Annotated in this window: 13 protein-coding genes; 7 read left to right on the top strand and 6 right to left on the bottom strand. The window is 56.6% G+C overall.

Annotated elements, in window-relative coordinates:
• Positions 1 to 36: 36 nt before the first annotated feature.
• Complete coding sequence (locus LOY28_RS09420) at positions 37 to 570, bottom strand: cysteine hydrolase family protein (protein ID WP_111453712.1); 534 nt, start codon at positions 568 to 570, stop codon at positions 37 to 39.
• A gap of 150 nt (positions 571 to 720) precedes the next feature.
• Positions 721 to 2448 (bottom strand): gamma-glutamyltransferase, encoded by a 1728-nt coding sequence (ggt, locus tag LOY28_RS09415; protein ID WP_258613409.1) that lies wholly within the window; start codon positions 2446 to 2448, stop codon positions 721 to 723.
• Positions 2449 to 2600: 152 nt separating this feature from the next.
• Here ggt and LOY28_RS09410 point away from each other — a divergent pair, with 152 nt between their 5' ends.
• Entirely contained in the window at positions 2601 to 3116 is a 516-nt protein-coding gene (locus tag LOY28_RS09410; protein ID WP_258613408.1) for a methylated-DNA--[protein]-cysteine S-methyltransferase, read from the top strand.
• Between the two features lie 30 nt (positions 3117 to 3146).
• Here LOY28_RS09410 and LOY28_RS09405 read toward each other — a convergent pair whose 3' ends face one another.
• Entirely contained in the window at positions 3147 to 4022 is an 876-nt protein-coding gene (locus LOY28_RS09405; protein WP_064616881.1) for a LysR family transcriptional regulator, read from the bottom strand.
• Between the two features lie 114 nt (positions 4023 to 4136).
• Here LOY28_RS09405 and LOY28_RS09400 point away from each other — a divergent pair, with 114 nt between their 5' ends.
• The gene (locus tag LOY28_RS09400; RefSeq protein ID WP_258613404.1) at positions 4137 to 5354 is read left to right on the top strand and encodes an MFS transporter; all 1218 of its coding nucleotides are present in this window, start codon (positions 4137 to 4139) and stop codon (positions 5352 to 5354) included.
• Between the two features lie 21 nt (positions 5355 to 5375).
• Here the strand turns inward: LOY28_RS09400 and LOY28_RS09395 are convergent, their stop codons facing one another.
• Positions 5376 to 7187 (bottom strand): ABC transporter ATP-binding protein, encoded by a 1812-nt coding sequence (locus LOY28_RS09395; RefSeq protein WP_018928257.1) that lies wholly within the window; start codon positions 7185 to 7187, stop codon positions 5376 to 5378.
• 246 nt (positions 7188 to 7433) lie between these two features.
• On the opposite strand from LOY28_RS09395, the gene LOY28_RS09390 reads away from it, so the two are divergent.
• The 5 genes from LOY28_RS09390 (at position 7434) to LOY28_RS09370 (ending at position 12545) form a co-directional block, all read left to right on the top strand.
• Positions 7434 to 7847, top strand: coding sequence for a VOC family protein (locus LOY28_RS09390; protein ID WP_018928258.1), 414 nt, complete (start codon positions 7434 to 7436; stop codon positions 7845 to 7847).
• A gap of 607 nt (positions 7848 to 8454) precedes the next feature.
• Positions 8455 to 9183 carry a winged helix-turn-helix domain-containing protein gene (locus LOY28_RS09385; RefSeq protein ID WP_258613402.1) on the top strand — a complete coding sequence of 243 codons (729 nt, stop codon included), beginning with the start codon at positions 8455 to 8457 and terminating at the stop codon, positions 9181 to 9183.
• Positions 9184 to 9195: 12 nt separating this feature from the next.
• Positions 9196 to 9951 (top strand): EAL domain-containing protein, encoded by a 756-nt coding sequence (locus tag LOY28_RS09380; protein ID WP_309475739.1) that lies wholly within the window; start codon positions 9196 to 9198, stop codon positions 9949 to 9951.
• 38 nt (positions 9952 to 9989) lie between these two features.
• Positions 9990 to 10658: a winged helix-turn-helix domain-containing protein gene (locus tag LOY28_RS09375; protein ID WP_018928261.1), complete on the top strand. Its 669-nt coding sequence runs from the start codon at positions 9990 to 9992 to the stop codon at positions 10656 to 10658.
• A 492-nt stretch (positions 10659 to 11150) separates the two neighbouring features.
• A complete protein-coding gene (locus LOY28_RS09370; protein WP_018928262.1) occupies positions 11151 to 12545 on the top strand; it encodes an undecaprenyl-phosphate glucose phosphotransferase in 1395 nt (464 codons plus the stop codon).
• Between the two features lie 685 nt (positions 12546 to 13230).
• Here the strand turns inward: LOY28_RS09370 and LOY28_RS09360 are convergent.
• Entirely contained in the window at positions 13231 to 13590 is a 360-nt protein-coding gene (locus LOY28_RS09360; protein ID WP_086945320.1) for a VanZ family protein, read from the bottom strand.
• A complete protein-coding gene (locus LOY28_RS09355) occupies positions 13587 to 15677 on the bottom strand; it encodes a YjbH domain-containing protein (protein WP_258613400.1) in 2091 nt (696 codons plus the stop codon). The genes LOY28_RS09360 and LOY28_RS09355 overlap by 4 nt, the downstream gene beginning before the upstream one ends.
• Between the last annotated feature and the right edge of the window lie 3 nt (positions 15678 to 15680).

Raw genomic sequence — 15680 nt, 5'->3', positions numbered from 1 at the left:
GCGAGAGGGAAATACATCCAGGAACCACCGATGCTTTCAGATATTGATTTCGCTGGCCGGCACGACATCGATCCGCGCCACGGAACCGGTCAGATGCGCCAGATCCTTGTTGTGTTCGGTGATGATGTCTTCGGCGCTCATCGTGCCATTGTCGATCGTGGAATGAGCATCGGACGCCAGCACCACGTCGTAGCCTCGCGATAATGCCTCACGGACCGTCGCGTTGACGCAGTAGTCGGTTTGCAGGCCGCAGATAATCAGGCGTTCGACGTCCAGCTCTTGTAGATGTTCATGCAGGTGGGTCTGGTAGAACGAGTCCGGAGTGGTTTTGCGCACGCGCAGGTCGTGGGGTGACGTCTTCAGGCCGTCGGCCAGTTGCCAGCCTTCGGCGCCGTATTGCAGCAGGTCGCCCTCTTCTTCGTGCTGGATCAGGATGACCGGAATATTGGCGACTCGGGCTTTGGTGCTGAGGCCGTTGATGGTGTCGATGACGCGCTGGATGTCGAAGCATTCATACTCGCCGGTGCACAGCGCGCGTTGGACATCGATGATCAGGAGTGCGGTGCTCATGGCTTCCTTCCTTAGACAGGTCGCTGGAACGATGGATTTCAACTCCCTTCTAGCCTGTAGCAACTTGCGAGGCTAAGTTTTGCGAGGATACGTTCAAGGGTCGGGGATCGAGGCCACCCAGGGAGTCGGGGTGGCCGATGATCGCCTGTTTCAGTAACCGAGCGACAGCCCGGTATTGCGCCGTGGATCGTTCGCCCCATAGAAGCGGTTCTTGCCCACGGGTTTGCCTTCCAGCGAAGGCGCACCTACCAGAATAGCTGCAATATGGTTGGGGTCCTGCGGGCCGGCAAACTTGTGGCCCCAACTTTCGAGCATCTTCTTGGTGTCCGGGCTGGTGGCGAAGTTCTCCAGGTTGGTTTCTTCCGGCAGCCATTGCTGATGGAAACGCGGCGCATCCACCGCTTCCTGGATGTTCATGCCGTAGTCGATCACATTGAGGATGGTCAGCAGGGTTGCGGTGATGATGCGACTGCCACCGGGGGTGCCGACGACCATGACGACTTTGCCATCCTTGGTGACGATGGTCGGGCTCATGGACGACAGCGGTGCCTTGCCGGGGGCGATGGCGTTGGCCTCCCCTTGTACAAGGCCGTACATGTTCGGCACGCCGATTTTCGAGGTGAAGTCGTCCATTTCATCATTGAGGATGACCCCGGTTTTGCTCGCCATCACGCCGGCGCCGAACCAGTCGTTGAGGGTGTAGGTCACCGATACCGCGTTGCCCCATTTGTCGACGATCGAGTAATGGGTGGTGTTACTGCCTTCGTGGGGCGCTACGCCAGGTTTGAGCTCGCGGGACACGCCGGCCTTTTGCGGATCGATGGCGGCGCGGATTTTGGTCGCGTAGTTTTTATCCAGCAAATGGGCGATCGGATTTTTCACGAAATCCGGGTCGCCGAGGTAGCTGTTGCGGTCCACATACGCGTGGCGCATCGCTTCGATCTGGTAGTGCACGGCCTGCGCCGAGCGGTAGCCGAGGTCTTTCATCGGGTAGCCGTCGAGGATGTTCATGATCTCGCAGATCACCACACCGCCGGAGCTTGGCGGCGGCGCCGAGACCACGTGGTAGCCGCGGTAGTCGCACTCGATGGGTGCCAGTTCGCGGGTCTGGTATTTGTCGAGGTCGGCCTGGGTGATGATGCCCTTGTTGGCCTGGCTGGAGGTGACAATAGCGTCGGCCACCCAGCCTTTATAGAAACCGTCGGCGCCCTTCTCGGAAATTTCCCGCAGGGTTTTGCTCAAGTCTTTTTGCACGAGTTTCTGCCCGACCTGCATCGGCTCGCCATTGCTCAGGAAGATCGAGCCCGAGTCGCGCATGTCTTTCTTGAAGACGTCTGTGGCGTACTCCAGCAAATCGACATCGCCCTGCTCCAGCACAAAACCGTCTTCGGCAAGCTTGATCGCAGGGGCGATCACTTCCTTGCGGGGTTTGGTGCCGAATTTCTTCAGCGCCAGCTCCATGCCAGACACAGTGCCCGGCACGCCGACGGCCAAATGGCCGCGGGTGCTGAGATCAGGGATGACGTTGCCCTGTTTGTCGAGGTACATGTCGGCCGTGGCGGCCAGAGGTGCTTTTTCACGGAAGTCGAGGAAGGTCTTGCGCCCGTCCGCCAATTGAATCGTCATGAAGCCGCCGCCGCCCAGGTTGCCTGCAGCGGGGTACACCACCGCCAGCGCATAACCCACCGCCACCGCCGCATCGACAGCATTGCCGCCATTCTTGAGGACATCGACGCCAACGTGGCTGGCCAGATGCTGGGCGGTGACAACCATGCCGTTTTCGGCCGCGACCGGGGCGACGGAGGCCGCATGGGCCATCAGGCAGCTCAGCGCCAATGAGGTCGCCATGAGCGATTTGGCAAAAGGTTCGAACTTCATGAGTCGGTCTCTTTTTTGTTTTTAGGCTCTGTGGAAAAACAGAGGGAACGGTTCAAAAGCAGTTGGCAAGTATGGCTGCTATTGCGTATTGCGCCTCCCCGGCGAGGCAGTATGCTGGGCCCCTGTTCAGCACGTGTGCGGAGTCCGCCGGCATGACCTACACATTTACCACCCTGGCGTCGCCGGTCGGCGAGTTGAAGCTGGTCGCGAAAGGAACGCGTCTGGCGGCCATCCTCTGGGAAAACGACAAACCCGACCGGGTAAGACTGGGGCCGATGAGTGAAGCGGCGGACAACCCGATCCTGATACGCGCCGCACAGCAGTTGCGGGAATACTTTGCCGGCACGCGTAATCATTTCGAGCTGGAACTGGACTTTGCCGGGACGGACTTTCAGAAGCAGGTGTGGCAGGCATTGCTGACGATTCCGTTTGGCGAGACGCGCAGCTACAGCGAGATAGCCCAGCAGATCGGCAATCCCAGCGCGGTTCGGGCGGTGGGCGCGGCCAACGGCAAAAATCCGATATCGATTGTCGCGCCGTGTCATCGGGTGATTGGGGCGTCGGGGAAATTGACGGGGTTTGCCGGGGGGCTTGAGGCGAAAGAACGGTTGCTGACGCTGGAAGGCTGTGAATGGTCGGGGGCCGGCAGGATGGGTGATTTGTTTTGACTGAATGGGCACCGACACGAGCAGCCTGACTTATTCATTCTCCAGTGCAAACGCCTCGACAATCTGCTCAATCACCGCCCGCACCCGCGCGGTGTGGCGCAGGTCCGCATGGGTCACCAGCCACACTTCATACGGCAGCGGGCGTGTGCGTTCCGGCCAGAGCCTGACCAGCCCATCGCGCTCGCCCATGTACACCGGGATCTCCCCCACCCCGAGACCCGCGGCAATCGAACGCCGCACCAGCAGGCTGGAACTCAGGCTGGCGACAATCCGCCCACGGCTCAGGGGTTCCGAGACCAGGGTCATGTTCTTGTTGCCCTGCAAGTACGGCTGATACACCACCAGATCATGCCCCTCGAAGGCCGAGCCCGGTTGCGGCATGCCGTTGGCCTCGACATAACTTCGCGAGGCGAACAGCCCCACCGGCCAGCGCGCGATGCGCCGGGCGATCAGGTCGGGGTTGTCCGGCCGGGTGTTACGCACGGCGATGTCGGCTTCACGCTTGGCCAGGCTGAGGATTTGCGTGGAGGCGTCCAACTGCACCCGCACGTCGGGGTGCACCGCATGCAAACGAGCGATGGCCGGGATCAGAAAATCGATGGCCAGAGAATCGGTAGTGCTGACGCGCACATTGCCTATCAATCGTTCGTCGAGACCCTGAATCTGTCGCTCCAGCTCAAATGCCGAGAGCTCCATCTTTTCCACGGATTGCAACGCCGCTTCGCCGACCGCTGTCAGCGCATAGCCCTCGGAGGTGCGCAGAAACAGGGTCGCGCTCAACGATTTTTCCAGCGCGGCGATTCGCCGGCCGACGGTTGCCTGATCGACCTTCAGCACCCGTGCCGCACCGCGTAACGTCGATTCGCGACAAACCGCCAAAAACACTCGCGCATCATCCCAATTCATAGCGTTTCCTGTAGTGATGCATATACGCATCATCGTAGCGCGAAATCGCAGCAATATTGCATCAGCGTTCCTCGATATGCTTGAGGCCAAGCACAAATTCACAGGACCGCTCCCATGCACAGCACATCCCTCGACACTGGGCGCAGCGCGATCTGGCTGCCGATCTTCGCCGGCCTCTGCGCCAGCCTGGTCAGTATTGGTCTGGCGCGTTTTGCCTACACGCCGTTGATACCGTCGTTGATTCAGGCCCAGTGGTTTTCCGCCAGCGACGTGGTGTACCTCGGCGCCGCCAATCTGGTGGGCTACTTGATCGGCGCACTGATCGGCCATCCGCTGGCCCGTCGCACATCCAACAAAGCCGCTTTGCGGCTGATGATGCTGGCGGTGACACTGGCCTTTTTTGCCTGTGCCTTTCCGTTATCGGTGAGTTGGTTCTTCGGTTGGCGATTGCTGTCGGGGATTGCCGGTGGCGCGATCATGGTACTGGTGGCGGCGACCGTGTTGCCCCATGTGCCCGCCTCGCGCCGAGGCCTGGCCAGCGGTGCGATTTTCCTGGGCATCGGCTTGGGCATCGCCGGCTCAGGCACCCTCGTTCCGCCGCTGCTGAGCCTTGGCTTACAGAACACTTGGCTTGGGCTCGGCGCCTTGGCCTTGATTCTGACCGCCGCCAGCTGGCTTGGCTGGCCGTCATCCGTTGCCAATGAAACGGCTGCACCACACGCTCAGCACACCAAATCGCCGTTTGATCCCAACCTTTATCTGCTGTTTGCACAGTACGCGTTCATGGCTGCCGGGCTGGTGCCAGCCATGGTGTTTCTGGTGGATTACGTGGCACGCGGCCTCGGTGCCGGGCCCCATGTCGGTGCACTGATTTGGGTGATGTACGGCCTCGGCGCGATAGTCGGGCCGGTGAGTTATGGCTTTCTGGCCGATCAACTGGGGGCGAAGCTGAGCATCCGCCTGGTACTGGTGGTGCAGGCGATTGCCGTCGGCCTGCTGGCTATATCGAGTTCGTTCACCGCCCTGGCCCTGCTGGCAGTCATCCTCGGTTCGTTCCCACCGGGCATCGTGCCGCTGGCGCTGGCCCGGGTGCATGAGCTGGTGCCACAACACCATCACCAGCAAGTGGCCTGGAGCCGCGCCACGGTTTCATTCGCAACCTTTCAGGCCATCGCCGGGTTTGCCTACTCGGCGCTGTTCAACGCCAGCGGCGGTCATCACGGGTTACTGTTCGTCATCGCGGCCGGGGCCATCGTCGTCGCGCTCTTGCTGGAACAGGCCTTGCGCTTGCTGAACCTGCGCGACCGGATGATGCCGGTGGGTTGTTCATGATCGCGCAACACAAGTTTGCGGCTATCGATAACCACGCGCCTGCACGTTGAACAACTGCGCATAGCGCCCACCCGCCGCGACCAGGCTGTCGTGATCGCCTCGCTCAAGGATCGACCCCTGGTCCAGCACGATGATGTGGTCGGCATTGCGCACGCTGGAGAAGCGGTGAGAAATCAGCAACGTCATGCGCCCTTCGGTGTGTTGGCTGAAATGCTCGAACACCGCCGCTTCCGCCGCCGGATCCAGGGCCGAGGTCGGTTCGTCCAGGATCAGGATATCGGCGTCGCGGCGCATGTAGGCGCGAGACAAGGCGATCTTCTGCCATTGCCCACCGGACAGTTCCTGCCCACCGGCAAACCACCGTCCCAATTGCGTGGCGTAACCACGATCCAGACGCTCGATGAAAGGCGCGGCCATGCCTTCGGCGGCCGCTTGCTGCCAACGGGTTTCATCGTTGAACGCCAGGGTGTCGCCCACACCAATGTTCTCGCCGACGGAGAACTGGTAGCGAATGTAGTCCTGGAAAATCACGCCGATGCGCCGTCTCAGCGCCTCTTCTTCCCAGGCCTGCAAATCACTGCCGTCCAACAAAATGCGGCCCTGATCAGGGCGATACAACCGCGTCAGCAACTTGATCAGCGTGGTTTTACCCGAGCCGTTTTCCCCCACCAGCGCGACACTGTGTCCGGGCAACAGATGCAGATCGATGCCCTGCAAAGCAGCGCGGCTCGCCCCCGGATAACGGAAACCGACACTCTCGAAACGCAACCCATCGCCGGGCACCGCACCCACTGTAAGGCTTCCGGCATCGGCCACCACCGGTTCGGCCAGATACTCATAGAGGCTCGACAGGTAAAGACCATCCTCATAGAGACCGCTGATCGCGCTCAAGCTGCTGCTCACCGCCGTCTGCCCCTGCTTGAACAGCACCAGGTACATGGTCATTTGCCCGAGGCTGATGCTGCCGTGAACGGTATCGACCACAACCCACGCATAGGCCAGATAAAACGCCGCGGTGCCCAGCAGTCCCAGCACAAATCCCCAGCCATCGCGACGCAACGTCAGGCGCCGGTCTTCGGCGTAGAGACGAGCAAACGTGTCCCGATAACGCTGCAACAACAGCGGCGCGAAGCCAAACAGCTTCACCTCTTTGATGTAGCCCTCATGGGAGAGCAGTGTCTCGATGTAGTTCTGCTGCCGACTCTCCGGCGCCCGGCGCGTGAACAGCCGAAAGGCATCCCCGGAAAAGTGCGCTTCGGCAAAGAACACCGGCAATGCCCCGACCACCAGCAGTACCAGCGCCCAGGGCGAAAAATGCACCAGCAACACGCCAAAGCTGATCAACACGATCAGGTTCTGGATCAGCCCCAGCGACTTCATCACCAGCGCCAATGGCCGGGTCGATGCCTCGCGCCGCACCCGAACCAGCTTGTCGTAGAACTCTGAGTTCTCGAACTGCACCAACGATAACGTCTGGGCCTTCTCCAGAATCATCGTGTTGACCTTCTGCCCCAACTGCACCCGCAACAGCGACTGCTGCACCGACAGCGCGCGCTGCGTCCCGGACAGCAATGCAAGCACGCCCGCCTCAAACAGCACATAGCGCACAACCGGCCACAACGGTGCGCTGCCCTGTTGCGCGTGCAACTGCATCGCGGTAACTACCGCGTCGACAATCCGCTGCCCCAACCAGGCTGCCAGTGCCGGCAGCACACCAGCGATCAGCGTCGCCAGCACCAACCCCAGAAACAGCCCGCGGGACGTACCCCAGACCAGCAACAAGGCACGCCTCGCCTGGTCGAGCAAAGAGGCGAAACGGGTAAGGACAGGCATGGGCGATGGACTCGGTGGCGGATGTAAAGGGGCGCTGCAGGTCATATGGTATGTGGAATGAGCGACGCCCGCTTTACGTGGATATGAGGTGATAAGCCTCGCCTCGCCCATAGGAAAAACATCTAAAAAAGTATCGTCGCTCACCACGTTTTAGCGCTTTGCTATGAGGAGTCAATGCCTATCGGGATTGGAAGACGAACCTGAACGTCCAACCGATGTGCCCCACTCCATCACCGGGAGCAGAACATGAAAATCACCCCCTACCTGATCTTCAACGGCGACTGCCAGGATGCCTTCAACTTCTACGCCAAAAGCCTGCCTGGCCAGATCGAAGTCATGATGACCTTCGGCGAAACTCCGGCTCGCGACCATGTGCCAGCGGACTGCCACAACCTGATCATTCATACGCGCCTGTTGGTCGGGGATCAGTCGATCATGGGGTCGGATACCACACCCGATCGCCCCAGCGCCGGCATGAGCGGTTGTTCGGTGTCATTGAATGTCGACCGTGTGGTTGAGGCAGAGCGAGTGTTTGCGGCATTGGCGCAAGGCGGGAGTATTCAAATGCCATTGGAGACAACGTTCTGGGCGGCACGCTTCGGGATGCTGGTCGATCGGTTTGGCGTGTCATGGATGATTAATTGCGAAAAAGACCAATGACCGGCTCCCCCCTTAGACTAATACTTAAGTATAATGGCCACATGATATCATTCTTAGCTTTTTGTATTCAACAACTAGGTAGAATAACTACACTGTTCACAAATTCAGCTCTTGACATAAAATATTACAAATATAATGCAAAAGGAGTAAATTAATATACCCCCGCTCTCATTTGCCCTAAAAAGAGGCGACAGTTGAACTGGCGCCTCTCGAGTGCGCACCCAAACTGCCATAGAAGACCGTGGAATATCCTTATAAATCAACTCCAGAAATCAAAAATGCGGACTTCCGCACAATTTATACGCAAGACTTCTCAGTGATGCCTCATTCTGTAGCCCGGTCCGCGGATCAGCCTCGCTTCAGTATTGATCATAGAAAAGTCAACCTAGAGGGCCTAGTCCGACGCAAAGGCGCTCACCAACTAAATCGGATATCAAAAAATCAAATTGGCTAAAGCCTCCACAGTTGGCTATGTCATTGATTCAACTGAAACTACTGGCAATCGAATGGCACCTGCTGACAAGCTCAAAATGTTATAAAAAGTCAGATAATTTCAGTATTTTGTGTATTAAGATTGCAGCGCCAGCACATATGAGTAATTTGCACGATGAGTACTGAGAGCAAAATCGAAAATAGCCAGAGGGGTATTCTCGCTATTGGGCGCACTTGGCGCTCGGCAGAGAAACTTCGACAGTTATTTGCACCCAATCTCACACATATATATACATTAGATTATACAAACCCATTAAACCCAGATAGCGAAACTCAAGCCCACGATGCCGTACTAATCGACATTGAGAGCCCTTCCATTCTTAATGACTGCCTGGCGCTCATCAAGAAATTACGCACGAGTCCAACAGAACTGTCCATTATCGTTGCAATCAATTTTCGCGCTCCGCAAACCAAAATTGAATGTTACCTGGCCGGTGCAGATCATTGTATCAATGTACCTAACGATCAGGATGAAAAAGCCAGGTTACTTTCAGAGTTGCTCGAAACACCTGAATGGCAGCCCGCCATTAAGCTGACCCTGGACCAAACATGCCTGCACTTATACAACGATGAGTTCAAACTGGATCTGGCTTATCAGGAAATGAAAGCCCTGGATGCGCTTATCAATGCAGAAGGCAATATCCTGCACCATGACTCTATGGCCGAATCCATGGGTTTGAATATCAAACTCTATGACTCACGTGTTCTGGAGAAATCCATAAGCCGCCTTCGAAACAAAATCAAAAAGCACTTCGGCATTAACATCATTCATAGTGTTCGCGGTTATGGCTATCGATTGCTTCGAGGGGTCGTTTCAGTAAAGCAAGCAAACTTTCATTCTTAAAGGGACTAAACGATGGAGTCCAGCAGGCAATATACCGTGCAAGATAACTTCGCAATGGTTTTCTTCAGGCAATCAATTCTCAAGCGAAACGATGAATTGTTCGGCAGTGAGATTTATGCCAAAGCGACCAAACAACAGACACCTCTGAACAAGGGGTATCAGCCATTGCATCCCGATCACCCGCTGGCGATTTATCGTGAAGTACTGATGCGGATCCAATTAAATGCCCTCTCACAGATCGAGACCACACCGTCCCCATCCGTACAGACACCCAATAAATTATTCGTGACCATGAACCAATCCGCGTTGTTGGATAAAGCGTTCATCAGGGAACTGAACGACGCTCAAACGACACTCAAGAAACATGAGCAACAGTTAATCCCCAGCATTAATGGCAGTTCGCTCCTTTCGTTCAATCTCAAAGAAAAAAGAACCATTATCAATCATATTCATTTATTGAAGGACAACGGGATCGAGATCGCTTTCGATGGCTATGACTTAAGCGATGACAGCGCTGAAAAACTGATCAGCCCGAAGCTGTTCGATTACATAAAAGTGGACCTGACCCGGTCCAATTTCGACATCATGGTCGATAACAGTCAGGACTTTTTCAACAGGTCTTACGACTGCCTGAGCAGCATGATCCATGACAGCAAAATCAGATTCATTGCGGACCGGGTCGAGCACAAAGCACTGCACACACTGGCCCGCAGCATGCCTTTCGATTTTTTCCAGGGGAGGTATTACTCGCCTACCGAGGTTATTTAAGCTTCAAAAATTTCACCAAACTAGGAAGGAGCCTTATTGTGAATACGCCAAACAACAGCTTTCTAATTTTCACCCGAGATCAACTGGCACGACAAGCTATAGAATCGCTTCTCGCACAACGCCTGCATCTATCTTTTGAAATCGAATCTGGCAAACTCAGCAGCGAACGCATCCGAAAGAGTCGATTCACGCACATCCTGCTCGACCAGGCCGATATCTCGCTGAGCGATGTCAGCTTTATCCGCAAAAATCAAAAGGATGCGGAAATCATACTCATTACTCCCAACTCGGAGCATTCAGAACTTCATCACTTCTCGCACTTCGGGGTTGATGGCTTTCTCAAGAAACCGGTGGCAGACGAAGAGTTCATCTCTGCAGTCAGCCGGGTTAAAGAGTCGCAGGGGAACCCCGACATCTGGTGGTTTAATGCCGACGACAGAACATTAATCAAGGAAGATATAACCATCCCATTGACCGGCACCGAATCGTTAATGCTCACCCAATTGGTCATCAGTGATCGACGGGTACTCAGCAAGAACGATCTTATTCTACGTATCGATAAAGACCCGGAGAATTACAGCGGCCTTGAAATGTGCTTGAGCCGACTGCAGAAAAAATTCAAGACTGCCGCCAACGGGGAACGCCTGATTCGCTCGGTCAGAAACCGTGGTTATTGCCTGGCACAAAGGATCAGAATCGCATACTGAGTGAGATCGCAAAAACAATAACAATAAATGCGATTTCCCGCTCCACCCGATACCGCTTGACTGCCTAACCACCTCGCCTTGTATTTCCCGCCGCCTGTCCCTCGCACATCTCTCTCTCCATAGTTCCTACCCGGCTCCCTCCCCATGGCGGGCAAGCGCTCATCGGACTGCTGCAATTTTATAGATGATTTAGCGATGCTCTCCAAATAAAAGAGCACGACCTTTTATAACAGGGGCGCCGAAAGTAGTGTCCGTTATAATTCGTCAGACACCCACAAAGATTAAGGTACTAGTATAAAAACCGGACACTGAGACAACCGTATCAGCTGACTTGAAAACAACATTCGGATGGCCAGCCATAGCCCGCGTTACTTCCTTCCAATAATAAAAATAATCTCTGACCGAACTGCGCTCGCTCAGCCTTTGCGCGCGGCTGCCATTTATTAACCGTCGACTGATACACAACGTGGCGCACGCCCGAGGGACACCGCGATGGTACATAATCGTATTAATCGAAACAGCATATCCAAAGGACTGACCTTCTGGGGGCAATGGATAATTGCCATCACTTCGGTCAATGCGTTGTTATTTGCTCTGGCGTTGTACCAGACAGGAGAAATCGAAGCTCATTATCGTGTGCTTGCCGTGCTGACTTTCCTCGGTTCGGTCCCTTCTTACTCCCTGCTGCTGGTCTATCACAAGCAGCATGGATACCTCTCCGGCCTGGGCCGACTGCTGCTGGGGTGGCTACTGACACTGACCGGTCTGACCAGCATCGGCTTTCTCAGCAAGACCAGCGAATTGTTCTCCCGGGAAATCATCATGGTCTGGGCTGTGGCAGGTTATTGCGTGCAGGCCTTGCTGTACCTGCCTCTGCATAGTTTTTCCAGACACTACCACCGGCAATTGCACAGCCAAAATAACACCCTGATCATCGGCACCGACCAACTGGCGGTGAATCTGGCGGACAAACTGGCCAAAACCGAGTATCCGCCGCTGGTCGGCCTGATCAGCTCAAAACCCAACGAGCTGTCGACCAACGTCAATACCCACCGGATCGTGGGCCAACTGCAGGAACTGCGCGAGCTGATCCGGGTGCACGATGTCCGGCGGTTGTACATCGCGCTGCCTTTGAGCGAAGCCAAACAGGTCGAAGCGCTGTACATCGACCTTCTCGACTCGAATGTGGATGTGGTCTGGGTTCCCGACCTGGGCAGCATGACGTTGCTCAATCATTCCGTCAGCGAGCTGGATGGCCTGCCCGCCATCCACCTCAATGAAAGCCCGCTGACCAGTTACCCGACAGCGGCGCTCAGCAAGACCCTGCTGGACAGAGGTCTCGCCGCCCTGGCGCTGATCGCTTTCAGTCCACTGCTGCTGGTGATTGCCGTCGCAGTGAAGATCTCCTCCCCGGGGCCGATCATTTTCAAACAGGAACGGCACGGCTGGAACGGCAAGATCATCAAGGTCTGGAAGTTCCGCTCCATGCGCCTGCACGACGACCATCAAGTCCGCCAGGCCGGCCGTGAAGACCCTCGCATTACCCCGGTTGGTCGTTTCATTCGACGCACGTCCATCGATGAACTGCCGCAGTTCTTCAACGTACTGCAAGGCCATATGGCGCTGGTCGGGCCGCGGCCGCACGCGATTGCCCATAACGACTACTACACCGGCAAGATCCAGGCCTACATGGCCCGTCATCGAATCAAACCGGGCATCACCGGGCTGGCCCAGATCAGTGGCTGCCGAGGCGAAACCGAGACCCTCGACAAGATGCAAAAGCGCGTGGAGATCGACCTCAACTACATCAATAACTGGTCGTTATGGCTCGACATCAAGATCCTGATCAAGACGCCCTTTACGCTCTTTTCCAAGGACATTTATTAATCGCTGCGATTCGCCCCCCGCCTGTTCTTCAGCCTGTGGCTAACAGGGCCGCAGTCCGGGCAGTCAGATCTCTGACTGCCCGGAGCCCCTCTCCCCGCCTCACCCCATTTACCCTTTGTTTTGTAGCAACTGCCGACGGCTGCGTTCGCCCGTAGCAGCTGTCGATGCTGCGAGGATGCGTTCGGCAGCGAGGGTCAACGGTTACAACATGCCGACAAACTGCCGGGTACCTAACGCCTTTTCAACGTACCCAGTACCTTGAAATCAATTATCCCATCAACACGCCGATACAATTTGCCAGCATGTCGTAGGGCGAAGCCGTGCGCAGCGGTATCAAACCTTGCGCAAGCTCAATGAGTACGCCGGTGAGCAAACACCCCAAGGCTGTCCAGACAAACTTCACATTGGGAAAAGGCAGACGGCAACCGCACGCAAACACCAGAAAGCGTATCCAGTGCTGCGTTCGACTGCGCAGCAGTCGTCCAGCCAGAACTTGCGGTGTATCAGGTAGATCAATCACGACTGCTACGCAGCCGAACGCAGCCTCGCAGGCTCGGCAGCTGCTACAGATTGCATTACGGAACATATGCCGGATGGAGTGGCAAGAGAGGTGTTACTGGAGGGGGATATAGCGAGGATCAACGGTTACAACATGCCGACAAGTTGCCAGGTGCCTAACGCCTTTTCAACGCACCCAGTACCTTGAAATCAATAACCCCATCAACACGCCGATACTATTTGCCAGCATGTCGTAGGGCGAAGCCGTGCGCAGCGGCATCAAACCCTGCGCGGCCTCGATGATTACGCCAGTGAGCAAACACCCCACGGCGACCCACCGAAATTTCACATTGGGAAAGGCCAGCCGGCAACTGCATGTGAATACCAGAAAGCCGATCCAGTGATGGAGCTTGTCCTCTTCGACGAACAGTTCCGGGATCGGCTGAGCGCGCAATCCCGCGAACAGCAGAATCGCCGTCACCATGGCAAAGGCCAGGCCCCGGAGCCAGAACGGCAATTCGATCAAGCCTTTGAGCCACGTGATCATTCGGTAATTTTCTCGAAGTTGTTGTAGAACAGGCTGCTGTCACGCCCGTCGGTCATGGTCTGCAATGAGTAGGCACGGTTCAGGCGCGCACCACCATCGCGAGTCAGTGGCGCCCAGACGATATTGGCACGACGCATGGTCGAGGTACTCAACAGCTCGTCGAACGGGATGGAAATGTAGATGCCTTTGTCAAAGCTGCCTTCGCCATATTCCGCCTTCGACGCCGTGGTCAGGGTGACCCAGCCGCCAAACTTCACGCCGTTCTTGAACTCCCGCGACAAGTCGACGGTAGTGCCCCAGTCCCGTGCCAGGTAACGCCCGACGCTGACCGCCGCAAGCATGTCATTGGGCAATTCAGTATAGCTGGTGACATGACCCGTTATGGTCTGGTAATCGCGCAGGCCAAAGCCCTGATCGAAATCCCGCTGGCGCACGAAGTTCAGATCAGCGCCCAATGACCAGCGTTTCCCCGTGGGTCGATACAGCACTTCGCTGCCGACCCCGGCATACATGGATTCCAGATAGCCGCCATAGACCATGCCATACCAGTCCCGATCCAGCTGCGCCGCGTGGTTGAACTGGAACGTCGGCATCGTCACATCGGAGGTGGTCAGGTATTGACGCAAATCGGTGCGCACTCGCGGCAACCCGCTTGGTGCGTCGTAGGTGAACTTGTCGTAGTTGTTCAGCAGGTTGGCGCTGAGCAGGCCGCTCCACCAGGTGTTGCGGGTGAAACGGTACTCCGCGTCGGCATCGGCGGTGAACTGATAGAGCAAGCCGTCGGGGCCGCCGATGTTCTGTTTGTAGCCCAGGCCCAAACCATAGCTGAACGGCTCCAGCGCCTGGGTATAGAGCGTGGTTTCCCGGTGTGCAGTCGCCGGATTGACCTCGGTCGTACGGTGTAGATCCTTCAGCGGCTGGTCGTTGTTCACCACTGCGCGGAATGTTTCCCGCGGCACGCTGGTTTCTTCGATAGACATGTCATAACGCTGATTCACCAAGGTGAACCAATCGATGTCCTGATTGACGCTGTTATCGAGAATCCGGCTGGCCCGCCCGACGGCCTTGGCCGAATAAAAATAGCGAGATTGCTCGCCATACACCATCAACTCCGAGCCGCGCTGGGTAATGCGTTTGACCTTGTAGCCGGCATTTTGCTGCAGCCGGTTGGAGACATCGGCCCAGTTGACTTGATCGGGCGGAGTCAACGGTGCCTGCGCGGGCAGCGGCTCGGCGGGAGGGTCATAGGTCTTCACCGGTGCCTTGCGGCTGACAAAGTTGGTGTGCAGGGTGATGCCGAACATCGCCGTATTGCCACGCTCCCAACCGGCGCTCAGGTCGACGCTGTCGGCCAGCTTGTAGACCACACCGACGTTGATCGGCAGGTCTTGCTTGAGCGGATTGTCCAGTGGCTCATTCTTGTAATCGTTGCCCTCGTACTCGATCTTCAGGCTCAGTGGTTCCCAGGGCGTTTGATAGGCAATCCCGCCAAACAACGAAGGGTGGCCCCTGAAGTACGCGTTGGTGTTCACGTCCCCTGCCCTGGCCACAGCCGCCGTGCTCTGCGGCCGGTCGTTGAATTGGCTGCCCAATACCGACAGCGGGTTGCTGAAATCCCCACGATTACCCAGATAACCCCAAGCAATGCCGAGGCTGAAATCCAGATCGCCATAACGCTTGTTGGCGACGAAATATTCGCTGGAAAACAGCCCGGTACCGCCGATATCCCGGGCGCCGATAGCGACCTGCGGGGCCCAGTGAGTTTCTTCCCAAAGCCGCGCTTTCAAGTCGATGGCCTTGTCTTTGAAGCTCTGGCCGTCGCTAAAGTCCTCGGGGCCGTAATTACGGTTGGTGATCGCTGTGTAACGAAACGACCCTTCCAGCCAATCAAGCGGCTGCAAGGAAAAACTGTAGCGCGAATAAGGGTCGGTACGACTGGCCGTGGCGCTCAACTCCCCCGCCGGGGCCATGCGCGCGGTGGGGGTCTGTAACAGACCGACGCCACCAAAATCACTCTGGGTGTAGCGCGGTTCACCGTGAGCCAATCCGCAGGGCAGGAGCAATGCAGCAGCAAAACGTAACTTCAACGG

The sequence above is a fragment of the Pseudomonas sp. B21-017 genome, from assembly GCF_024749245.1.
Classification (GTDB): Bacteria; Pseudomonadota; Gammaproteobacteria; order Pseudomonadales; family Pseudomonadaceae; genus Aquipseudomonas.
This window is presented reverse-complemented; position numbering and strand designations above follow the sequence as displayed.